This window comes from Nocardia asteroides (genome assembly GCF_900637185.1).
In the GTDB taxonomy this organism is placed as follows: Bacteria; Actinomycetota; Actinomycetes; order Mycobacteriales; family Mycobacteriaceae; genus Nocardia; species Nocardia asteroides.
This window is the reverse complement of record NZ_LR134352.1, coordinates 5941693-5964829: the sequence shown is the minus strand read 5'-3', so window position 1 is coordinate 5964829 and position 23137 is coordinate 5941693. Positions and strand designations below refer to the sequence as shown.

The following is a 23137-nucleotide window of genomic DNA, read 5'->3' as shown; positions in this document are numbered from 1 at the left end:
GCCGCCCTCGTCGACCCGCCGCAGCGACGGGCGTGCTGACGATGGTCACGACTCCTCATCGAGCGCGCGCTGCGGTGAGGGGAGACTGATGGTGGCGGAGGCCTTCGACGGGCCGGTGCCGCGCCAGCGGACAGGCTGACGGTGGCGGCGACCCCTCGTCGCCGCCACCATTGTCAGCCCAGTGCCGCGAGTCCGCGGCGGTCGATCTTGCCGGTGGGGGTGCGCGGCAGCTCGTCGACGAACACCACGTCGCGCGGGGCCTTGAAGCGGGCCAGCGCGGACTTCACGTAGGCGCGCACGGTGTCGGCGTCGAGGTCCCCGGCGCGGACGACGAACGCGGCCAGCCGCTGTCCGAACTCCGCGTCGGGCACGCCGATCACCGCCGCCTCGATGATGGCGGGGTGGGTGTAGAGCAGGTCCTCGACTTCGCCGGGGAAGACGTTCTCGCCGCCGGAGACGATCATGTCGTCGTCGCGTCCGTCGATGAAAAGCCTGCCGCCGGCGTCGAAATGGCCGAGGTCGCCGGTGCTCATCAAACCGCCCCTGAGCTGTTTGGAGCCGCCGCCGGAGTAGCCGTGGAAGGCGATCGAGTTGCCGACGTGCACGGTGCCAACCACTCCCGGCTCGGTGACCTCGGTGTCGCCGTCGAACAGCGCCACCGTGATCCCGACCGGCGCCTTGCCCACCGTGCCGGGCGCCGCGCGCCAATCCTGGGGTGTGGCGATCGTGGCGGTGCCGGTCTCGGTGCAGCCGTAGAAGTTGTAGATCACCGGGCCGAACGTCTCGATGGCCCGGGTGCCCAGGGCCGAGGGCAGCGCGGCACCCGCCGTGAAGACGATGCGCAGCGAGCCGGTGTCGGTGGCGGACAACGCTTCCGGGCCGAGATCGAGAATCCGCCGCAGCATGGTGGGGACCAGCACGATCATGTCGGCCCGGTGCTCGGCGATCTGGGCCAGGGCGCGGGCCGCGTCGAACTTGCCGTGCAGCACGACTGTCGAGCCCAGATTCAGCGCCAGGATGAACTGAGAGAGGGCGGTGCCGTGGAACAGCGGCGCGCACAGCAGCACGGTCTGGCCGCGCCGCAGCGGCACCCGGTCGACGAATTGCGCTCCGGCCAAGGGTGATTCGACCCGACGCGGCGCCCCCTTCGGCGTGCCGGTGGTGCCGCCGGTGAGCAGGACGAAACCGCCCTGCCGGGCCGGGACGGGTGCGCGTGCGCCGAGTTCGGCGCCGGCGGTGTCCAGCAGCGTGATGTCACCGAGGTCGCCGACGCGGGCGGCCAGTTCCGGATCGACGACCAGCGCGTCGACCTGTTCCCTGGCGAGCACATCGCGGAGTTGTGCCGCACCGAACCCGGTGTTCAGCAGGACCAGCCGCGCGCCGAGTTTCGCCGCCGCGGCGATGGTTTCGACCAGCCGGAGTCCGTCGGGGCACAGCACGCCGATGGTGTCGCGCGCGGTGTGTCCGTCGGCGTGCCAGCGGGCCGCGATCGCGTCGGTGCGCCGGTCGAGGTCGCGATAACTGACCCCCAAGTCGCCGTCGACGAGCGCGATGCGGTGCGGTGTGCGCCGGGCCGCGGTGCGGATACCGCCCGCGATCGGGCCGAAGACGCGCATCGCGCGGGCGGTGCGCACGAGTTCGTCGGGGCGGCGCAGGTCGACGAGCCCGGCGCGCTGCATGGCACGCAGCTGGCCGGTCATCGTCGCCGCGCGCCGCCGGAGCGCGGACGCCATCGTGACACTTCCTCGGGTCAGCACAGTGTCGGTCCCGGATCGGCGCCGGCGGTCACCGCGAGCAGCCAGGCGACGGTGCCGATCTCGGGCACGATCTCGGCGCTGATGTGCTCGGAGAACGGCACCCGGAACATGCGCAGGTTCGCCCCGCGCGCGCAGTAGCCCGCGACGATATCGTCGATGGCCAGCTCGGCGGGCAGCAACTGGTCGGTGGTGGAATGCCACATGAGCAGCGGGATGTCGGGGGTGTTCTCCGGTTTGCCGAAGCTCGCGGCGGACAGGCCCGCGTGCGCGGCGGCCAGTGCGGCGGCCGGGTCGGTGAGGTAGTCGGCGACCGGCCGCAGCAGGGTGGTGCCCACGGCGGTGTAGAGGCACCGGTCGGACAGGTCGGCGGCGACCTGCTTGCCCTCCGGCGTGAGGTAGGTCTGCAGGGCCTGGTCGAACTCGGGGTACTCGCGGGCCAGGCCGAGGATCGCCAGCCAGCCGGTGAAGTTGGCCTGCGGCTGCTGTCCCGAGATCGCGAACGGCGCGATGGCCACCTTGTCGCCCGGGATGCCGCCCTGCGCGCTGCCGCGAATATCCAGCTCGGGCGCGTAATGCTGCCGCTGCTCGGCGGCCGACGCCGAGGAGTTGCCGCCGCCCGAATACCCCCACAGACCCACCGGCGACGCCGCGAGGCCGAGCCCGCCACGCTGGGCGGCCCTGATGCCGTCGAGCACCATCCGGCCCTCGCTGGGCGACATAATCGTGTTGCGCTTGCCGTCGAAATCGGTGACGACCACCGCCGCGCCCGCGCTGAGGAACTGGGCCATCAGCGCGACCTCCTTCTGGATGCCCGCGCGCAGCGTGTACGAGGGGTTGCACTGCTGACCCAGGCTGTCGATCGCCTCCTGATACGAGATCAGCGGGCGCGCACCGGGTCCCAGCCACGGGATGCCCGGCATCAGCACGGTCGTCGCGGTGGCGATGGGGTTGTCGCGGGCGTCGGTGCTGCGCAGCAGCAGCTGGGTGGTGTGCACCGGGACCGGGATGCCCAGCGCGTAGGTCTGCACGACGCGGCTGCGGATCACGTCCCCGGGAGCGTAGGCGGCGAGGTCGGCGGGATCGTCGTACCAGGGGTCCTGCTGCGGAGTCGGCAGCGGCACGACCGCCGGATACACCTGTGCCTCGTTCGGCAACGGGGGGAGCTGGAAATCCTCGGCTCCGGCGGGACCGGCGGTCATCGCCAGCACGACGGCCAGCAGGGCGGGCACGCCGAAGCGCCGGGATCGGGGGGTGGCCGTGCTGCGCTGCATGGCATCTCCTTCGGTAGGTGATCCCGATTACAGCAGGTTCTCTTGTTAGTAACAAGAGGTCTTGTTCATATTGCGCGATCGGTAGGCTGAGCTGCGTGACGTCGACCGAGAAGAGTCCTGTGCGCTCCCGCCGCATCCAGGGGCTGGACGCCGAGCAGCGCCGCGCCCGCAGGCGTGAGCAGATCCTGGCCGCCGCGTTCGAGCTGATCGCCGCCGACGGCTACGTCAACACCGCGATCGAGCAGATCTGCCAGACCGCCTTCGTGGGCAACAAGGCCTTCTACGAGCTGTTCGACAGCAAGGAGGACTGCTACCTGGCGCTGCTGCAGCAGCTCACGGGCCGGGCGCAGACGCAGGTCGCCACCGCGCTGGCCGAATGCGAGGGCGGGCGCGAGGAAGTGGTGTCGACCGTCCTCGCGGCCTTCGCGCACTCGCTCGTGGACGATCCCCGCGTCGCCCAGGTGACCTTCGGTGAGGCCAGTGGCATATCGGCCAAGGTGGAACAGCAGCGCCGCGCCAACCGCCGCTGGGCCGCCCAGTTCCTCGAAACCCTCTGGCGCGACTACGCATTCGTCCCCGCCGACGGCATCGGCATCGACCTGCGCGCCCTCGCCGTCTCCACCATCGGCGGCCTGTTCGACACCGTCGCCGACTGGCTGCACCAAACCACCGCGGGCACCACCGGCGACATCGACACCCTCATCCGCGACCTCACCGCCTTCACCGACATCGTCCACCTCGGCCTCGCCGCCGCCGCGACCCGCTCGAAGGGCTAGGCGCACCGACGCGTCAGCCGAAGACGACGGTGGCGCAGGCGGTGAGGAAGAGGGCCTGGAGGGCGGTGCGGGCGGGGAGGGGCATGGATTTGATGCCGAGGTCGGCGTGGGCGGCGCGGATGTTGGCGGGGAACATCGTCAGCAGGAGGGTGAAGAGGCAGGCGGCCGCGACGGGGGCGGTGGCGGGGATGAGCAGGCCCGCGGCGCCTGCCAGCTCGAGGACGCCGGTGAGGGTGACCAGGGCGGCGGGGTTCGGCAGGCGGGGCGGGACCATGGCGATCAGGGCCGTGCGGCGGGGTTCGGTGAAGTGGGCGCTCGCCGTGAGGGCGAACATGGCGGCCAGGCCGATCGCGATGGCGCGGGGCCAGGAATCCAGCCACGCGAGGTCGGTGAGGTAGCCGATCAGCCTGGTCAGGGCGGTGATGACGACGAGAACGATGAAGGGGGCCATGGGGAACTCCTCGGGCGGTGCCGACTGGCCTGCTGCCAATCTTGACACTGACTAGATTGGCACCGGCGGGGGAACTTGTCAATGACAAGTTCGTCCGTCAGGATCGAGGCATGACCAAGACGGGGTATCACCACGGGGATCTGCGGGCCGCGCTGCTGGACTCGGCGGCCGAGCAGATCGCGGCCGAGGGCATCGAGGCGGTGTCGCTGCGCGCCCTGGCCCGCCGCGCCGGGGTCTCGCACGCCGCGCCCGCGCATCACTTCGGTGATCGGGCGGGCCTGTTCACGGCGCTGGCGATCGAGGGATTCGACCTGCTGGCAACGGAGTTGGCGGCGGCGGGCGAGGACATGCGCGAGGTCGCGGTCGCCTACATCCGCTTCGCGCTGGCCAATCCCGGCCGCTTCGACATCATGTACCGGCGGGAGGTGCTGCGCGCCGACGACCCCGACCTGGCGGCGGCCAGGGCGCGCTCGGGGGCGGCGCTGCGGGCGGGGATCGCCGAGTTGCAGTCCGGGCGGTCGGCCGATCGGCAGCGGTCCACCCGGCTCGCGGCCTGGTCGCTGGTGCACGGTTTCGCGACGCTGTGGCGGGAGGGTGCGCTCGACGGGTCGGAGCTGGCGTCGTCGGCGGATCCCGAACAGCTCGCGCGCGAGATGCTCGCTACGGTGCAGTTCGACTGAGCGTGAACCGCTTTCGCGCGGGCGGACGGCGGCGCGGTCCGCCCGCGCGGAATCTCCGGTCTACCGGGGCGGCGTCGCACCGGGACCCTGGCCACCGGGCGGCGGCGAGCCCGCGGGGCCACCACCGGGCGGCGAACCGGCGGGACCACCGGCGGGCGGCTGCCCCGGGGACTGGGTGTTCTGCGCCTTCGCCGCGACGCCGATGGTCAGCGCCACCGCCATCCCGGTGGCGGGAGTGCCGGTGACCGTCGCCAGTTCGGCGTCCCAGCCGTCGCCGAAGACAGTGTCCGAGGACAGCGACACCCCGGACATGTTCCGGACGCTGGCCGCGTACCCGGAGTCGGCGGCGAAGACGGACTCGCAGGCGTCTTGGGGCAGGGCGATCTGGGAGGTGAGGCGCGCATTGTCGCCCGCCACCGCGGTGGCCAGGGAGTCGTAGACCTCGAAGTGGATGTGCGGCCAGCGCCCGGCGTAGCAGGCCGGGAAGATCGAGGTGAAGCGGACCGTGCCCGCGTCGTCGGCCACCTGGACGCCGCGCAGATAGTTCTGGTCGGTGACGCCCTCGCTGTAGAGCGAGTAGCGGCCCTCCCGATCGCAGTGCCAGACGTAGACGGCCATGCCCGCACCGGCGGCACCGGCGGTCAGGTCGCGCAGGTTCAGCGTCAGGGTCATCGGAACGCCTTGGGCCACACCGGAGTACGCGCCGAAACTGGTGGTGAGATCGGAGCGCACCACCCCCGACTCGATCAGCACATTGGGGCCGTTGGACCCGTCACCGGGGTAGGGGCCCGCGGTTTCCTGCGGCGCCGCGGCCGGGGTGGCAGTCGCGGTCGCCGAACTCGTGCCCGCGTCGGTGACGCCCGAGTCCGTCGCGGACGCGCACGCCGCCGCGGCGGTCGCCACGCCCGCGACGCCGAGGACGCCCAGCATCCGCCGCCGCGACATCACCCGCAGGTCGTGTCCCAAACCCCGATCGTGGTCGTCCATCACCGCTCCTTCGCTCGTACCGTGTCGTCGACGACGCTAGGCGCGGGCACTGCGGTGGAACTGGGAACACGCTGGGTGTTCGCTGGGAACGGTTCAGTCGGTGACGTAGCCGTTGAGGCTGTTGCGCAGATCGGTGACGACGGCGCGGGCGGCGGTGAGGCCGCTGGTGTGCCAGACGCTGTCGTCGACGGCGAACACGCGCCGGTCGGTGGACGCGCCGAGCGCCTCGAACTGGTCGGACTTCAGCACCTGCTTGCCGTGGTCCTCACCGGCCTCGCCCGCGAACATCACGTAGATGATGTCGCCCTCGGCCTTGGTGGCCAGGTCGTCGGTGGTGATGTCGTAGGAGGTGCCGCGCTGCGCGGTCGGGCGCTGCACCCCGACGTCGGACAGGATCTGGGCGGCGAAGGTGTCGGTGCCCTGGACCTGGGTGGTGTCGGCGGTGAAGCGCAGCACCGAGGCCTGCGACTGGCGCGCGTTGATCGCGGTCCCCACGTCGCGGGCTTCGGTGAGGTAGTTCGTGAGCGCGGTGTCGGCCGCGCCGCGGCGGCCCATGCCCGAGGCGTAGGCGGCGAAGTCGGACTGCCAGCTGCCGCCGGAGCCGATCAGCACGGTTGGGGCGATGGCGCTGAGCGCCTCGTAGCCACCGGCGGCGGGGGCGACGTCGCCGAGGATCAGGTCGGGCTTCAGTTCGGCGATCCGCGCGGGATCGGGCTGCCCGATCGGGCCCACGCTGGGCACCTTCAGCACGCCGTAGCCCAGGTACATCGGCTGCGGCCGCTCACCGTCGAGGGTGACCGCGCCGGCGACCCGTTCCCACAGGCCCACCGCGCAGGCGGCGTCGAGCGCGGAACTGGTGAGCACCACGATGCGCTGCGGGTCGGCCGGGACCTCGGTGACCCCGGCGGCGTGGGTCACGCTGCGGGTCGCGCCCGCGGCCGGGTCGGGCGCGCTGGGCAGCGGGCACGCGGTGGCGGTGTCGCGCGCGACCCCGACGACGCCGGCGCCCGCGATATTGGTGGTGGTCCGCACGATCGTGCTCGCGTCGTCGTGCTTGTCCGCGCAGCCCGCGCTGACCACGGCGACGCACAGCAGCGCCGCGGCGGCGACGATGCCGCGCGAGCGGGCCGGGCGGCCCTGCTCGGCGGTGCGGCGGAATCGGGTGCGTACTCGGGCGCTCACCGGCATGCGCACGAGGGTACTGCGTGGCCGGTGCCGTGGGCGCCGCGGGTTGGCGGGCCGAACTCAGCGCCTGCTGGCGCGCCGGAACCCGATGGCGGCGGGGACCGCGAACAGCACGATCGCCCCCGCGCACCACAGCAGCGTGAGGGTGAGCGGGCGGGCGATCGGCCCGTGGTCGGACAGGCCGCGCATGGCGTCCACGGCCACCGACATGGGCTGGTTGCGCACGATCGGCTGGATCCAGGTCGGGAAGGCGACCAGCGGGACGAAACCGGTGCTGAAGAACATCATCAGCGAGGTCAGGATCGTGATGCCCTCCACCAGCGTGGCTTTCGCGGTGTAGACGGCGACGGCGGTGACGATGGTGGCGAAGGCCAACCCGAACAGCACCGGGATCACCAGGAACGCGATCGTGGCCAGCGGTCCCTGATGGAAGCGGAACCCGAGCACGAAACCGACGAGCACCACGGCGATGGTGCCGAGCACGATGCGGCAGCCCTCGGCCAGGATGCGCGAGGCCAGGCCCGAGGCGCGGTGCACCGGCAGCACCCAGAACCGGGCCAGCAGGCCGGCGTCGCGTTCGCGGCCGAGCAGGACACCGCTGGCCACGGCGCCCGAGAGCGCGCCGACGATGGCGACCATCGGCACCGACCCGTAGAGGGCGTCCTCGCCGGTGAACTTCGCGATCTGCCCGCCGACGACGATGTCGAGCATGATCAGCAGCAGGCACGGGATGAGCAGGGTTTCCAGCAGCGTCACCGGGTTGCGGGCCCAGCGCACCAGCAGCCGCTGGGTCTGGATCAGGGTGTGCCGGACGAGCGAGCCGAGCGAGGTCTCCGACCCGGTGACCTCGGTCCTGGTGCTGAGCAGTGCCATCACGCCCTCCTCGCGCTGAGCCGGATGGCCAGTGGGGCGCAGATCGCGAGCATGCCCGCCAGCCACAGCAGCGTCGGTCCCATCAGCGACCAGCTCACCGTGCCCGCGTTGCCCCCGGTGTCGCCCGCCAGCGCGCGCAACGCGGTCGCGAACTGCGAGACCGGCTGATTGCGCACGAACCACTGGATCCAGGTGGGGAACTGGCTCGCCGGCGCCAGCCCGGTGGACAGCATGCCGAAGATCAACGGCGGCAGCACCAGTGCCTGCGAGGTCGCTTCGGGACTGCGCGAGACGGTGCCGATGACATCGGCACCGAGGGTGAACGCGATCCCGATGACCAGCCCGAGCACCAGGAACCCGAGCGTGTGCAGCGCGTCGAGCCGGAACCGGAAACCGATCACATAGCCCGCCGCGACCGCGCCCGTCAACGCGATGACCAGCCGGAAGACGTTGGCCGACATCCGCGCCGCCACCGGGACCAGCGGCCGCAACGGCATCGCCCCGAAACGGCGGTTCAACCCCGCCACCGAGTCGGTGGCCGCGCGGAACGCCGCCGAGATGGCGGTGAACGCGGCGGCCTGCAACACCACCAGCGGCATCATGTACTGGGCGTAGCTGCTGAAGCCATTGCCGGAGAACATCATCACGGTCTTGAGCGGGATGTAGAAGCTGGCGGTGAACGCCGCGGGCGCCACGATCGAGGCCAGGATCTCCCCGGACTTGACCGAGGGGATGATCAGGCGCGTGGTCAGCACCCACCACTGCTGCACCGTGTCCGGTGCGGCACGGACGGTGGTGTGCCAGGTCGTGGCCGTCATGACACGGCCTGCGAGGGCTGCTCGGTGGAGGCCAGATGCCCGGTCAGCTGGAGGAACACGTCGTCGAGGGAGGGGCGGCGCAGCGCGATGTCGACCAGTTCGACCGAGGCGCTGTCGAGCCGGCGCAGCGCCTCGGCCAGCGTCTTGGCGCCGTCGGGGGCGGGGATGGTGATGCGATCGGATTCCGGGGTGAGCGCGGCCAGGTTCTCCGCGGGCAGCAGCGGCCCGAGCGCCGCGACGATGGCGGGCAGCTCCTCGAGATCCAGCGGCACGACCTCGCAATAGCTGCCGCCGGTGCGGTGTTTCAGCTCGTCGGCGGTGCCGGAGGCGATGACGACGCCGTGGTCGATGACGATGATCTGATCGCTGAGCGCATCGGCCTCCTCCAGGTACTGGGTGGTGAGCAGCGTGGTGATGCCCGCGTTCTTGAAGCCGCGCACCAGATCCCAGACGCCCTGGCGGCTCCGGGGGTCGAGGCCGGTGGTCGGCTCGTCGAGGAAGACCACGTCGGGCCGCACCACCAGCCCGCAGGCGATGTCGATGCGCCGCCGCATCCCGCCGGAGTAGGTGCCCACCCGCCGGTCGGCGGCCCGGTCCAGGTCGAATTCGGTGATCAGCTCCCTGGCCCTGGCCTGGGCGGCGGGTTTGCGCAGGCCCATCAGCCTGCCGAACATGACGAGATTCTCGTAACCGCTGAGCATGTCGTCGAGCGCGGCGTACTGCCCGGTCAGCATGATCGACCTGCGGACCGCGGCCGGATCCGCGACGACATCGTGCCCGGCGACGATCGCGCGGCCCGAATCCGGCGTGATGAGCGTGGACAAGACATTGACCATGGTGGTCTTGCCCGCGCCGTTGGGGCCGAGGATGCCGAGCACCTGCCCGGGCGCGGCCACGAAGTCGACGCCGCGCAGCGCGTGCACGTCGCCGAAGGATTTCGTGATCCCCTCGACCACCACACCCTCGGTGGCGGTCGGGGTCGGATGCGGGGCAACAGTGCGTTCGACGCTCATATCCGGTCTCCTGCTTCCATGTGGTCGTCCAGCACCGGCGCGATGACCGACAGTGCGTAGGGATTGGTCAGCTCGTCGTGCGTCACGGCCACGTCGTGGTTGACGATCGCGCCGGTCACGTAGGGGCGCCAGCCGTCGGGGCCCATCCATTCGCCCGGGTCGACCGCGGCCCGGAAGTAGAGGACGTCACCGTCGTAGACGGGGCGCTGGTAGCCGGTCCTGGTGCCTGCGGAGGCGTTGTAGGAGCCCGCCATGCGTTCGATGGTGCCCGCGTCGACGAGTTCGACGCCGCCGAGTTTCGCGGTGATCGCCTCGGCCGCTTCCTGTGCGGTGGCCGAGGCGGGGACGTCGTCGATGCCGAAGATCGAGCCGAAGGTGTTGATGAACGCGCCGGGGGTCAGGCGTTCGATGGTGTCGCCGTCGATGTCGGCGGTGTCGGTGTCCAGCAGCGCCACCACACCGACCTGTTCCCCGGCCGCCGCCAGCCGCACCGCCATGGCCTGGACGATCAGGCCGCCGAAGGACCAGCCCAGCAGGTGGTAGGGCCCGGACGGCTGGACGGCGCGGATCTCGCGCACGTACCGGCTCGCGAACTCCTCGATCGACCGCGCCGACGGTTCCTGACCGCTCAGGTCGGGGGCCTGCAGGCCGTAGATCGGCCGACCCGGTCGCAGTTGTTCGGCGAAACCCAGGTAGCTCCACGACATTCCGGAGGAGGAGTGCACGCAGAACAGGGCGGGTTTGTCGCCGCCGAGCCGGATCGGCAGCAGCACGTCGAGGCCGAGACCGGTCGGCGCGTTCGCGGGGGTGGCCGCGGCGGCCGCGCGGGCCGCCATGACCGCGGCTTCCTCGGCCGCGGCGCTCTCGGCGGCCGGGGTCGACGCGAAAGCCGCTGCCGCGCCGAGTGCTTCGACCCAGAGTCCGGCCAGCTCGGCGACCTCGGCACGGTCGAGCAGCCGGTCCGGATAGCCGAAGTCGGCGTGCAGGCGGTCGCCGAGGACCAGGGCGTTGATATCGATGGCCGCCTGCACCGGCACCGCGGCGTGCTCGCCCGCGTCGAGTTCACCGAACTCGTCGGTGGGCAGCCAGCCGAGACCTTCCAGACCGGCGGGGGTTTCGGCCGCGGTGTGCTTGCCGAGGTAGTTGACGCAGATCTGGCCGGGCAGCCGGGCGGGCAGCTCGGCCGCGGTCTCGGGGTTCAGGTAGCGCAGCAGACCGAAACCGATGCCCTTGTCGGGGACGCCGAGCAGGTCGTGCTTGGCCGCGCGGATGGCGGCGCCCATCGCCGGGCCGCCCGCGAACGCGTCGTCCACGTCGACACCGGCGAGGTCGAGCCGTACCGGGTACAGGTTGGTGAACCAGCCGATGGTGCGCGACAGGTCGGCGCCGGGCACCACTTCCTCCTGCCTGCCGTGGCCCTCGAGCCGCAGCAGCGCCGCGGATTCGGTCACGCCGCGGCGGGCCCGCCAGCGCACCAGGGCCAGCGCCAAGGTGGCCAGCAGCGCGTCGGTGACGCTGCCGTGGAACAGCCGCGGCAGGGTGGTGAGCAGGGCCGTGGTGACCTGTTCGTCGACCTCGATGTCGACGCGGCGCACGGTGTCGGCCCGGTCGATCGCGGGGTCGAGGTGGCGGTCGCCGAGCAGCGGGTCCGGTGTTTCGGCCACCTCGCGCCAGTAGCCGAGTTCGGCGCGCCGCCGCTCGCTGTGCGCGGCCTCGGTCAGCGCGTGCGACCAGCGCCGCATGGAGGTGCCGGTCTCGGCCAGCACGGGGGTCGCGCCCGCGGCGACCTGCGCCCACGCGCCGATCAGGTCCTGCACCAGGATGCGCCAGGAGACACTGTCGATGGCGAGATGATGCGCGACGACGATCAGCCTGCCGGGCCTGGTCCGCGTGCCGGCGGTGCCGACGGGATCGAGCCAGACGAACTGCAGCACGGTGCCCGCGGCGGGGTCGAGCCGGTTCATCGCGGAATCCAGTTCGATCTGGGCGTATTCGCGGACCTCCACCGGGTCGGCCGCGGCGTCGACCTCGGTGCGGTGCACCAGCGAGTCGACATCGATCGAGCCGGGCTCGGCGACCCGCAACCGCCAGCCGTCCGGATCCGTCCACAACCGCGCGCGCAGCATGTCGTGGCGGTCGATCACGGCGGCCAGGGTGGCGACGAGCTGGGCGCGGTCGATGGCGACCGGCAGTTCCAGCACCGCGGTCTGGGCGAAACGGTCGAAGTCGCCGCCGCGCTCGATCATGTACCGGACGATCGGGGTCAGCGGCAGCTCGCCGACTCCGCCGCCGGGCAGCTCCTCGAGTGCCACGACCGTCTCGGCCGCGTCGATCGCGGCGCCCAGCGCGGCCACCGTGCGGTGTTCGAACACCTGCAGCGGGGTGCAGTGCACGCCACGCAGTTTGGCCTGGGTGACCAGCTGGATCGCCAGGATGCTGTCACCGCCGAGCGCGAAGAACGAGTCGTCGACGCCGACCTGGTCGCGGCCGAGCAACTCGGCGTACACCGCGGCCAGTACCTCCTCGGTCGGGGTCGCCGGGGCGCGGTAGGGCATCTCCTCGGTGGCGAACACCGGTTCCGGCAACGCTTTCCGGTCGAGCTTGCCGACGGCGTTGACCGGGATGGCGTCCAGCACGACGAACGCGGCGGGCACCATGTAGCCGGGCAGGGTGTCCGCGGCGACGGCGCGCACGTGATCGAGGTCGAGCTCGGCGCCCGGCATGCGCACCAGGTAGGCCGCCAGCGCGGTCGCCCCGGTCGGGCCCGGCACGCCCAGGGTCACCGCGAGATCCACGCCGTCGATGCCGCCCAGCACCGCGTCGATCTCGCCGAGCTCGATGCGCTGGCCGCGGACCTTCACCTGGAAATCGGTGCGGCCCAGGTACTCCAGCGTCAGCGCGCCGGTGTGCGCGCGGGTCCAGCGCACCAGATCGCCGGTGCGATAGAGGCGTTCGCCGGGGGCGCCGTAGGGATCGGCGACGAAGCGGGCCGCGGTCAGACCCGGCCGGGCGTGGTAGGCGCGCGCGGTGGCGGTACCCGCCAGGTACAGCTCACCCGCGACGCCGACGGGGACCGGACGCAGCCGGTCGTCCAGGACGAGTGCCGCCGCGCCCCGGATCGGGGAGCCGATGGTGACCGGTTCCGACGCGGACAGCGGCGCCGAACCCGTTGCCCAGATGGTGTATTCGGTCGGGCCGTACAGATTCACCATGGTGCGGCCGACCGCGCCGCCGCACCAGCGGGCGACCAGATCGGGGCCGACCGCCTCGCCCGCCACCGCCAGGACCCGCACGCTCGACACCTCGGCGGGGTCGATGGTGGCCAGCGCCGACGGGGTGATCACCATGTGGGTGACCGACTCGGCGGCGATCAGTTCGGCCAGCGGCGAGCCACCGAAGACGTCCGGCGGCGCGATCACCGCGGCGGCGCCACAGCCGTAGGCCATCAGCGCCTCGAAGATCGACGCGTCGAAACTGGGCGAGGCCACCTGCAGCACCCGCGCCCGGTAGTCCAGTGCCAGGTCGGCCCGCTGGGCGGCGACCAGATCGGCCAGCCCGCGATGCGAGACCGTCACACCCTTCGGGGTACCGGTGGAGCCGGAGGTGTAGATCATCCAGGCCGGATTGCGCAGCCGGATCGGGGCGGGCAGGTCGGCGTCGGTGATCGCGCCCGCCGCGCTCGCCCGCAGCCGGGCGCCGATCTCGGGATCGTCGAGCACGAGCCACTCGGTGGTGTCGGGCAGGTGCGGCCGGTAGGCGGCGAGGGTGATCCCCACCGTGGCACCCGAGTCGGTGAGCATGTGGTCGATCCGGTCGGCCGGATGCTTCGGGTCCACCGGCAGGAACGCGGCACCGGCCTTGGCGGCGGCCCAGATCCCGATGTGCAGCGCGGCACAGCGCGGGAGACCCAGCGCGACAACCGTTTCGGTGCGCGCGCCGGCGCCGATCAGCAGGCGGGCCAGCTGGTTGGAGCGCGCGTCGAGCTCGCGGTAGGTGGTCGTGGTGTCGGTGACCAGGGCCGGGCGGTCGGGATGGGTGGCGGCGGTGCGGGTGAGCAGGCCGGCCAGGGTGGTCGCGCCCGCGGTGGCCGGACCGCGCACCGGGACCAGCTCCGCGCGTTCGGCGTCGTCGAGCAGGTCGATGTCGGCGACCCGCACGTCGATGTCGGCGACGACGGCCGCGAGCACCCGCTGCCACCGAGTCGCGAAGGCCGCCATGGTCGCCGGGTCGAACAGGTCGGTCGCGTAGGTCAGCACCGCCTCGATCCCGGCCGGGCCCGCGTCGGCGAATCGTTCGCGCAGGTCGAGGGTGAGGTCGAAGGCCGAGGAGCTGCGGTCCACGTCCTCCACCTCGAATCGCAGGCCCGGCAGTTCGAGCACCGGTTCGACGAAGTTCTGCAGCGACAGCGACACCTGGAAGATCGGGTGCTGCGCGGTCGAGCGGGTGGGATCGAGGGCGCCCACCAGCTGCTCGAACGGCACGTCGGCGTGCGCGAACGCGTCCAGGTCGGTGGAGCGCACCTCGGCCAGGACGGTGCGGAAGTCGGCGCCGGGGGCGATCGGGGTGCGCAGGGCCAGGGTGTTGACGAACATGCCGACCAGCTCGTCCAGTGCCGCGTCACCACGGCCGGCGACGGGGGTGCCGACGACGATGTCGCCGGTGCCGCCGAGCCGGGCCAGCAGCACCGCCAGCGCGGCGTGCACCACCATGAACACGCTCACCGAGTGCGCGGCGGCGAAGTCGACCAGCGCCCGGTGCAGTTCGGCGTCGAGCGCGAAGACGAGGTCGTCGCTGCGCATCGACTGCACGGCGGGCCGGGGCCGATCGCTGGGCAGCTCCAGGGCGTCGGGCGCCCCGGCGAGGGTGGCACGCCAGAACCGGATCTGCTGTGCCGCCAGGGAATCGGGGTCGGTGGCGCTGCCGAGCAGTTCGCGATGCCACAGGGCGAAATCGGCGTACTGCACGGTCAGCGGAGCGCGCGCCGGCGCGTGACCGGCGACCCGGGCCGAATAGGCGGCGACCAGATCGCCCGCCAGCGGCGCCATCGACGCGCCGTCGGCGCTGATGTGGTGCACCACCAGCACCACGACGTGCACCGGCGCGGCCTCGGCCGGCCGGTCCAGCCGGAACAGCGCGACCCGCAGCGGCGCTTCCCGGGTGAGATCGAAGCCGGTGGCCGCGAGGTCGGCGATCCGGGCCCGCAGCGCCGCACCGTCTTCGGTGTCGAGCAGCGGCAGCGCCGGAGCGGCGGTGTCGAGGCCGACGACCACCTGGCGCGGCCCGTCGGCGTCGGCCGGGTAGCGGGTGCGCAGGGTCTCCTGCCGGTCGACCACGTCGGCGAGCGCCTGCCGCATCGCCTCGACATCGAGGTCGCCGGTGAGGCGCAGCGCGATCGCGATGTTGTAGGCGGCCGAGCCCGGATCGAGCTGATTGAGCACCCACATGCGCTGCTGCGCGGGCGAGAGCGGGATCCGGTCGGGACGGATCCGCGACGCGAGCGCCGGGCGCCCGGTACCGCCGCCTTCGACCGGAACCACCCGGGCGGACAGCTGGGCCACCGTCGGCGCGTCGAACAGGTCGCGCAGCGCGATGGTGGAGCCCAGCGCCGAATTGACCCGCGCCACCACCTTGGTCGCGCTCAGCGAGTTGCCGCCGAGCTCGAAGAAGGACTGGTCCACGCTCACCCGATCGGTGCCGATCACCTCGGCGAACACCCCGGCGACGACCTGTTCGGTGGGGGTGCGCGGCGCCAGGTAGGGGCGCTGGGCGGCGGCGAAATCGGGCACCGGCAGTGCCTTGCGGTCCAGCTTGCCGACGGGGGTCAGCGGGATCTCGTCGAGCACCACGACATAGCCGGGCACCATGTAGCCGGGCAGTTCCGCGGCCACGGCGGCCCGCACCCGCTCGGTGTCCAATGCCACGCCCGGCGCGGGCAGCACATACGACACCAGCACGGTCGCGCCCGCGGGCCCGGCCCGGCCGATGGTCACCGCGTACTCGATCTCCGGGTCGCGCGAGAGCACCGCGTCGATCTCGCCGAGCTCGATCCGCAGGCCGCGGATCTTCACCTGGAAATCGCTGCGCCCCAGATATTCCAGCGCGAGGGTGCCCGCGTCCTCGACCCAGCGGACCATGTCGCCGGTGCGGTACATGCGCTCGCCGGGTCCCCCGTACGGGTCGGCGACGAACCGGCTCGCGGTCATCTCGAACCGGTTGAAATAGCCGCGGGCCAGCGCGGGCCCGGCCAGATACAGCTCACCCTGCACACCCACGGGCACCGGCCGCAGCCAGCCGTCCAGCACCACCACGGCCGCGCCGCGGATCGGGCCGCCGATGGTGACCGGTTCGCCGGGCACCAGCTCGGCCGGGCCGGTGGCCCAGATGCTGAATTCGGTGGGGCCGTACAGGTTCACCATCCGCCTGCCCACCGCCCACTTCTCGATCAGCTCGGGCGTGGCCGCCTCACCGGCGACCGAGAGCACTCGCAGCTCGGTGAGCTCGGTGGGTTCCATCGTCGCCAGCGCCGACGGGGTGATCACCGCGTGGGTGACCCGTTCGGTGCGCAGCAGCTGTTCGAGCTCGCCGCCGCCGTACACCTCCGGCGGCGACACCACCAGGCGGCCACCGGCCGAATGCGCGGTGAGCATCTCGAACACCGAGGCGTCGAAACTGGGCGAGGCGACCTGCAGGGCACTGGCCGACGGGTCGAGGGCCAGCGTCTCGCGTTGCGCGGTGGTGAGATTCGCGATGCCGCGATGGCTGAGCAGCACCGCCTTCGGCTTGCCGGTGGAACCGGAGGTGTAGATGAGATAGGCGGTGTGGTCGAGGTCGATGGGGCTGCCGCGTTCGGCGTCGGTGATCGGCGCGTCGGAGACCAGCATGGCCCGGCGCAGCGTGTTCAGGTCGTCGAGCAGCAGCCAGTCGATGGTGCCGGGCAGGGTCTCGCCCGTGGCCGTCACGGTGACGCCGATGGGCGCCTTGGAATCGGCGAGCATGTGCTCGATCCGCTCCACCGGATAGCTCGGGTCCAGCGGGACGAACGCGGCGCCGGTCTTGGCCAGTGCCCACACCGCCACCACCGATTCCAGCGAACGGGTCAGCGCGAGCACCACGAACACCTCGGGTCCCACCCCGCGCCCGAGCAGCACCCGGGCGAATCGGTTGGACCAGGCGTCGAGTTCGCCGTAGCTCATCCGCAGCTCGCCCGCGCTCACCGCGACGGCGTCGGGATCGATGCGGGCGCCCGCCGCCAGGATCTCGGGCAGGGTGCGCATCGGGACCGGCAGGTCGCCGCGGACCGGGGCGAGCGTCGCCAGTTCGGTGTCGTCGCAGTACTGCACCTGCGACACCAGGTCGTGCGGGTGGTCGGCGAGCTGCCCGAGCAGCCGGACGAACCGGTCCAGCAGGGACTGCGCGGCGGCGGTGCCGAGTTGATCGGCCATGAACTTCACCGTGATCCGCAGGGCGTCACCGGCCCCGGCTTCCCCGCGCAGCGGAATCACCATGAGGTTCAACGGGTATGGCGTCGCGTCGGTGCCCTCCACGTCCAGCACCCGCATCCCGGCGATATCGAGCGCCTGCGACAGGGCCTCGCGGTCGATCGGATACGACTCGAACACCGTGAGCGTGTCGAACAGTTCGGCCAGGCCCACCGCGCGGTGGATCGCGGCCAGGCCCACGTGCTGGTGATCCATCAGCCGGGCCTGTTCGGCCTGTACCCGGCCCAGCAGATCGGTGACCTTCTCCGCCGGATCCAGGGTCACCCGCACCGGGACGGTGTTGATGAACAGACCCACCATCTCCTCGACGCCGGGCAGCTCGGGCGGCCTGCCCGAGACCGTGCTGCCGAACACCACGTCGGTGCGCCCGGTGAGCATGGCCAGCAGCATCGACCAGGACACCTGGACGAGGGTGTTCACCGTGGCCCCCGCCGCCCTCGCGGCGGCTTCCAGGCGCGCCACGGCCTCGGCGGGCAGGTCGTGCGAGATCATGGCGGTCTCGGTGGAGGTGATGCCCGCCAGGGTGGGGACCGCGCGGGTAGGGGTGTCGACCCCGGCCAGGTACTGCTGCCAGGCCGCCAGCGACGCGTCCGGGTCCTGCTCGGCGAGCCAGGACAGGAAGTCGCGGTAGGAGCGGGCGGGCGGCAGCGCGGCGGCGTCGCCCGCGGTGACGTAGAGGGCCAGCAGCTCGCGCACCAGCAGCGGGGTGGACCAGCCGTCGAGCACCAGGTGGTGGTTGGTCATGATCAGCCGGAACTCTCCGGGCGCGGTCCGCACCAGGGTGAACCGGACCAGCGGGGGACGGGTGAGTTCGAAGCGGGTCAGGGCGTCGAGGGCCAGGATCCGGCTCAACTCGTCGGCCCGCTGCCCGGGGTCGGCGATCCCGGTGAGATCGATGTCCTCCCAGCGGATCTCGGCCGCGGCGAGCACCAGCTGACGCGGCCCGTCGTCGGTCTCGACGAACGCGACCCGCAGGTTCTCGTGCCGATCGATCAGCCCCTGGGCGGCGGCGCGCAGCCGGGCGGCGTCGACGGTGCCCGCGAGGGTGAGCACCGACTGCACCGTGTAGCCGTCGGCGGTGTCGGAGTCGTAGAGCGCGTGGAACAGCAGGCCGTACTGCAGCGGCGAGAGCGGCCACACGTCGGCGAGGGTGGGGTAGGCGGTCTCCCAGCGGTCGATCTGGGGCTGATCGACCGCGACGAGGGCGAAGTCCGACGGGGTGCGCCCGCCCGCGCCCGCGGTGCGGGCATGGGTGGCGAGCGCGTCCAGGGCGGCCGACCACAGGGCGGCCAGCTCGTCGACCTCGGCGGCGGTGAGCAGCCGTCCCGCGTAGGCCCAGGTGACCTCGAGACCCGCGTCGGTCAGGACGGCGTTGATGTCGACGACGGCGGCCAGCGGCGCCCGGTCGTCGTCGGTGGCGGCGAAACGCCGGGGCAGCCACGGACCCTCGCCGCCGGTGCCCGCCCGGCCGAGGTAGTTGAAACTCAGCTGGGGCGTGGGGGTGTCGGCCAGCGCCGCGGCGGTCTCGTCGTCCAGGTAGCGCAGGATGCCGAAGCCGACACCGCGGTCGGGCAGCGCGCGCAGCTGTTCCTTGGTGGCCTTGATCGCCGAACCAGCCGCGGCGCCGCCGGCGAACGCGTCGTCGAGATCGATCCCGGCCAGCTCGACCGCCACCGGGTACACGCTGGTGAACCAGCCCACCGTGCGGCTCACGTCGGCGCCGGGCAGCAGGGATTCGCTGCGGCCGTGCCCCTCCAGGGTCAGCAGCGCGCCGGTACGTTCCCGCCAGCGGCACACGGCCAGGGTGAGCGCGGCGAGCAGCACATCGTCGGCGCCGCAATGGAATCGCTCCGGCACGGTGGTGACGACGGCGTGCGCGAGCTCCGCGGGCACCGTGGTCTGGACCTGCGCCATGGTCGACACCACGTCGCGGGCGGGGTCGAAGGTGTCCGAGCCCAGCGCCGGGTCCGGGGTGGCGGCGATGCGCTGCCACAGCGGCAGCTCGGCGGACCTGCTGCTCGCCTGGTCGGCCTGTCCGTGCGCCCAGCGCCGGAACGAGGTGCCGACCGGCGCGAGCGCGCCACCGAAGGCGGCGGTCGCCAAGTCCGGCAACAGGATCCGCCAGGAGACACCGTCGGTGACCAGGTGGTGCAGCACCAGCCAGCACTGCGGATCGCCGTCGGCGCGGTCGAGCAGGACGACGCGGACGACCGCGCCCGCGGTGGGATCCAGCTGATCCGCGGCATCCTGGAGCGCGCGCTCGACATCGTCCGCGCCGTCGGCCCGCACCACATCGATCAGAGTGTCGGCATCCACCGAACCCGGTTCTGCCACCAGCCATTCCCAGTCGTCGCCGACGCGGCGCAGCGAGCAGCGGAGCAGGTCGTGGTGATCGAGCAGCACCTGCACCGCCGCCGCCAGCGCCGCCCGGTCGAAGCCGGCGGGCAGATCGATCAGGACGGCCTGGCCGTAGCGGCCCCAGCTGTCGCCGCGATCGAGCATGGCGTGCACGATCGGGGTCAGGGCCACCGCGCCGACCCCACCGCCGGGCAGCTCGTGCACGATGTCGACGGCCGACTCGCTCGCCACCGCCGCCAGCGCGGCGACGGTCTTGCGCTCGAACACATCCCTGGCGCTGAACACCAGACCCGCGGCCTTGGCCCGCGAGACCAGCTGGATGGAGACGATGCTGTCACCGCCGAGGGCGAAGAAGCTCTCGTCCACGCCGACCGCGTCCAGTCCCAGCACCTCGGCGAACAGCGTCGCCAGGACCTCCTCGCGCGGTGTCGACGGAGCCCGCCGCTCGACCGCGCGCGCGGTGAAATCCGGTGCGGGCAGGGCCTTGCGGTCCACCTTGCCCAGCGGGGTGAGCGGCATGCGGTCCAGCACAGTCACCACCGACGGCACCATGTAGGCCGGAAGACGTTCGCCGACAGCCGCTTTCACGGCCTCGGGATGGATGTCGGCGCCCGGTTCGGTGGTCAGGTAGGTCACCAGCGCGGTCGCACCGGTCGGAGTCTCCACCCCGAGGGTGAGGGCGAAGTCGATACCGGGCAGCGCCTGCACCGCCGCGTCGATCTCGCCGAGTTCGATGCGGAAGCCGCGCACCTTCACCTGGAAGTCGCTGCGGCCCTGGTACTCCAGGGTGACCAGGCCGTCCCGCTCGGTCCACCGGACCAGATCGCCGGTGCGGTACATCCGCGCGCCGGGGGTGTGCGGATCGGCGACGAACCGGCTCGCGGTCAGCCCCGTGCGGCGGTGATAGCCGCGCGCGACACCGGGCCCGGCCAGATACAGCTCGCCCACACTACCCGCGGCGACCGGCCGCAGCCACGGGTCCAGCACCAGGCCGGTGACACCGCGGGTGAGACTGCCGATCGTCACCGGCGCGCCCGGCACCAGCGGTGCGCTCAGGGTGGTGGTGATGGTGGTCTCGGTGGGGCCGTACCCGTTGAGCAGCGTGCGCCCCGCCCACTTCGCCACCAGCTCCGGCGGGCAGGCGTCACCGCCGACCACGATCGTGCGCAGCGCGGGCAGCGTCGCCGGATCCAGCGAACCGACGACGGCCGGGGTGACATTGAGATGGGTCACCCCGTGCGCGCGCAGCACCTGCGCGAGATCCTCACCCGCGTACGCCGAGGGCGGCACCACCGCCAGGCACGCGCCGCGCGTGAGCGCCACCAGGATCTCCTCCACCGAGATGTCGAAACTCGGCGAGACGGCATGGGCGACAACCGAACCGGTGTCGACCCCGAAACCGTCGCCCGAGCTCGCGACCAGGTTGGCCAGCCCGCGATGCGAGACCAGCACGCCCTTGGGCAGGCCGGTGGACCCGGAGGTGTAGATGACATAGGCCACCTGGTCCGGGCGCACCCGCGCGTTCCGGTCGCGGTCGGTGATCGGTTCGGCGCTCTGCGCGGCCACCCCGGCCACGGTGGCCTCGTCGTCGAGGACCAGCCAGTCCACCTGGTCCGGCAGGGATTTGCGGGCCTGCGCGTCGGTCAGGCCGGTGACCACACCGCTGTCGGTGACCATGTGTTCGATCCGGTCCGCCGGATAGGTGGGATCGATCGGGACGAACGGCGCTCCGGTCTTGGCCACCGCGATCGTCGCCATCACCGACTCCGCCGAGCGGGGAATCGACAGCGCGACACCGTGTTCGGGGCCTGCGCCCGCCGCGATCAGCAGCCGGGCCAGCCGGTTGGTGTACTCGTCGACCTCGCGATAGGTCGCCGACTCCGCCGCATCCCAGCGCAGCGCCACCGCGTCGGGGTCGAGCGCGGTCCCGGCGGCGAGAAGTTCCGGCAGCGTGCGGGTTTCACGCGATTCGGGGCCGCGGGCGGGCACCGTCAGCGCGGCTTCGGCGGGGGAGAGCACGGGCACCGTGGACAGCTCCGCGTCCGGGCCCGCCACCAGGAAACGGTGCAGGAACATCAGGAAGCGGGCATGGTGGGCGGCCAGGTCGGCCTCGCTGTAGAGGTTGCCGTTGCCCTGCAGATCGATGTGGGTGCTCTCGCCGCCGACACCGGGATACAGGTTGACGAACAGGTCGTCGATCAGCCCCGAGGTGAGTACGTGCAGCCGCCCCACCACCGGGCCGAGCGCGATCCGGGTGTCCACCATCATCAGGTTCACGGCCGGGCCGAACGAGGCCGCCTCGTCCATCGCCCAGCCCAGGTCGCGGACGATGTCCTCCTGGCGGTACCGCTGCCTGCGCAGCGCGCCGGTCAGCTCACCCTGCACCGCGCGGATCACCGCGCCGACCGTGGTCGTCGGGTCCATCCGCACCCGCAGCGGGACGACATTGGCGAGCATGCCGCCCGACCGGCGCAGCGTCGCCGAGGTGCGCGCCGACACCGGCAGGCTCAGCACCACCTCGGGCGCACCGGTCATCGCGGCCAGATAGGCGCCGAACGCCGCCACCACCGTGGGCGCCACGCCGGAGTTCACCGCGGCCGCCACCGTGTCCAGCAGTTCGGCGGTCTCGGCGGGCAGGGCACCGGAGACCCGGGCCGGATGTCCGTCGACCTCGGCGTCGCGGCCCGCCAGGTTCACCGGATCGGCCATCGCGGCCAGGTGCTCGCGCCAGTACTCCCGATCGGCGGCGAAGCGGTCGGAGCTGCGGTAGGCCAGGTCGGCCTCGACGATCTTCTCCAGCGGCTCCGCCTTGGCTCGCGGCGCCTCCCGGCCCTCGACCGCCGCGTTGTACAGCTCGCCCGCACGCTGCACCAGCGCCAGCGCGCCCATCCCGTCCAGCACGATGTGATGCATCCGCGAATACCAGAACCAGCGGTCTTCCCCCACCCGGAGCATGGCCAACCGGACCAATCGGTCGCGCATCATGTCCAGCGGGGCGGAGTACTCCGCGCGCATCCAGGCGTGCGCGGCGGCCACCGGATCGGGCTCGGACCGGAAGTCCAGCTCGTCCATGTCGTCGTCGAGGGTCAGGTCGACCAGCTGCTGCGGACCGCCGTCGACCTCGATCAGCCGCAGGTAGCCGGTGCCGAACTCGCGGCCGGTCCGGCGGACCGCGTCGACCAGCGCATCGTGGTCGATCGCGCCGGTCAGCTCGACGTACTGGGCGATGGAGATGGGCGTGTCACCCGCGATGTGCTGGGCGAACCAGATGCCGCGCTGAGCCGCGGACAGGGGGAAGGCGCCTGTGGGTGCCGCGGCATCCGGCACCCGCGAGGAAGACTGGGTCATGAGCAGACCTGCGTTCTCATGTCTGGAGCTCGGTATTCACCATGTGTCCCCGACCGGTCGAGCAGCTACCTGGTGGGTGGTAGTACTCGCCGCTGCGTACTCACAAGCTCCATTCTGAACC

The 23137-nt window shown here is 72.1% G+C and carries 11 protein-coding genes; 2 read left to right on the top strand and 9 right to left on the bottom strand.

Annotated features, from left to right (window positions below):
- Positions 1 to 173: 173 nt before the first annotated feature.
- Both EL493_RS27710 and EL493_RS27705 read right to left on the bottom strand, forming a co-directional pair.
- A complete protein-coding gene (locus EL493_RS27710) occupies positions 174 to 1733 on the bottom strand; it encodes an AMP-binding protein (protein ID WP_019048436.1) in 1560 nt (519 codons plus the stop codon).
- A 17-nt stretch (positions 1734 to 1750) separates the two neighbouring features.
- Positions 1751 to 3028, bottom strand: a complete 1278-nt coding sequence (locus tag EL493_RS27705; RefSeq protein WP_019048435.1) for a lipase family protein — start codon at positions 3026 to 3028, stop codon at positions 1751 to 1753.
- A 95-nt stretch (positions 3029 to 3123) separates the two neighbouring features.
- Between EL493_RS27705 and EL493_RS27700 the strand changes: the two genes are divergently transcribed.
- Entirely contained in the window at positions 3124 to 3804 is a 681-nt protein-coding gene (locus tag EL493_RS27700; protein ID WP_036836515.1) for a TetR/AcrR family transcriptional regulator, read from the top strand.
- Between the two features lie 13 nt (positions 3805 to 3817).
- Here the strand turns inward: EL493_RS27700 and EL493_RS27695 are convergent, their stop codons facing one another.
- Positions 3818 to 4255, bottom strand: coding sequence for a DoxX family protein (locus tag EL493_RS27695; RefSeq protein WP_019048433.1), 438 nt, complete (start codon positions 4253 to 4255; stop codon positions 3818 to 3820).
- Between the two features lie 110 nt (positions 4256 to 4365).
- On the opposite strand from EL493_RS27695, the gene EL493_RS27690 reads away from it, so the two are divergent.
- A complete protein-coding gene (locus EL493_RS27690; RefSeq protein ID WP_019048432.1) occupies positions 4366 to 4935 on the top strand; it encodes a TetR/AcrR family transcriptional regulator in 570 nt (189 codons plus the stop codon).
- Positions 4936 to 4995: 60 nt separating this feature from the next.
- Here the strand turns inward: EL493_RS27690 and EL493_RS27685 are convergent, their stop codons facing one another.
- The 6 genes from EL493_RS27685 to EL493_RS27660 form a co-directional block, all read right to left on the bottom strand.
- Positions 4996 to 5922, bottom strand: a complete 927-nt coding sequence (locus EL493_RS27685) for a dioxygenase family protein (protein ID WP_019048431.1) — start codon at positions 5920 to 5922, stop codon at positions 4996 to 4998.
- 93 nt (positions 5923 to 6015) lie between these two features.
- Entirely contained in the window at positions 6016 to 7110 is a 1095-nt protein-coding gene (locus EL493_RS27680; RefSeq protein ID WP_019048430.1) for an ABC transporter substrate-binding protein, read from the bottom strand.
- 57 nt (positions 7111 to 7167) lie between these two features.
- Positions 7168 to 7980, bottom strand: a complete 813-nt coding sequence (locus tag EL493_RS27675; RefSeq protein ID WP_019048429.1) for an ABC transporter permease — start codon at positions 7978 to 7980, stop codon at positions 7168 to 7170.
- Positions 7980 to 8798, bottom strand: coding sequence for an ABC transporter permease (locus tag EL493_RS27670; protein WP_019048428.1), 819 nt, complete (start codon positions 8796 to 8798; stop codon positions 7980 to 7982). The genes EL493_RS27675 and EL493_RS27670 overlap by 1 nt, the downstream gene beginning before the upstream one ends.
- A complete protein-coding gene (locus EL493_RS27665; protein WP_019048427.1) occupies positions 8795 to 9811 on the bottom strand; it encodes a daunorubicin/doxorubicin resistance ABC transporter ATP-binding protein DrrA in 1017 nt (338 codons plus the stop codon). Before EL493_RS27665 ends, EL493_RS27670 begins: the two co-directional genes overlap by 4 nt.
- Positions 9808 to 23016, bottom strand: a complete 13209-nt coding sequence (locus EL493_RS27660) for a non-ribosomal peptide synthetase (protein ID WP_019048426.1) — start codon at positions 23014 to 23016, stop codon at positions 9808 to 9810. Before EL493_RS27660 ends, EL493_RS27665 begins: the two co-directional genes overlap by 4 nt.
- Positions 23017 to 23137 lie beyond the last annotated feature (121 nt).

Excerpts from the sequence above, each read along its gene's own strand:
- EL493_RS27690 (WP_019048432.1), top strand. The coding sequence starts at position 4,366 with ATGACCAAGACGGGGTATCACCACGGGGATCTGCGGGCCGCGCTGCTG.
- EL493_RS27685 (WP_019048431.1), bottom strand. The coding sequence starts at position 5,922 with ATGGACGACCACGATCGGGGTTTGGGACACGACCTGCGGGTGATGTCG.
- EL493_RS27680 (WP_019048430.1), bottom strand. The coding sequence starts at position 7,110 with ATGCCGGTGAGCGCCCGAGTACGCACCCGATTCCGCCGCACCGCCGAG.
- EL493_RS27670 (WP_019048428.1), bottom strand. The coding sequence starts at position 8,798 with ATGACGGCCACGACCTGGCACACCACCGTCCGTGCCGCACCGGACACG.
- EL493_RS27705 (WP_019048435.1), bottom strand. The coding sequence starts at position 3,028 with ATGCAGCGCAGCACGGCCACCCCCCGATCCCGGCGCTTCGGCGTGCCC.
- EL493_RS27665 (WP_019048427.1), bottom strand. The coding sequence starts at position 9,811 with ATGAGCGTCGAACGCACTGTTGCCCCGCATCCGACCCCGACCGCCACC.
- EL493_RS27660 (WP_019048426.1), bottom strand. The coding sequence starts at position 23,016 with ATGACCCAGTCTTCCTCGCGGGTGCCGGATGCCGCGGCACCCACAGGC.
- EL493_RS27695 (WP_019048433.1), bottom strand. The coding sequence starts at position 4,255 with ATGGCCCCCTTCATCGTTCTCGTCGTCATCACCGCCCTGACCAGGCTG.
- EL493_RS27675 (WP_019048429.1), bottom strand. The coding sequence starts at position 7,980 with ATGGCACTGCTCAGCACCAGGACCGAGGTCACCGGGTCGGAGACCTCG.
- EL493_RS27710 (WP_019048436.1), bottom strand. The coding sequence starts at position 1,733 with ATGGCGTCCGCGCTCCGGCGGCGCGCGGCGACGATGACCGGCCAGCTG.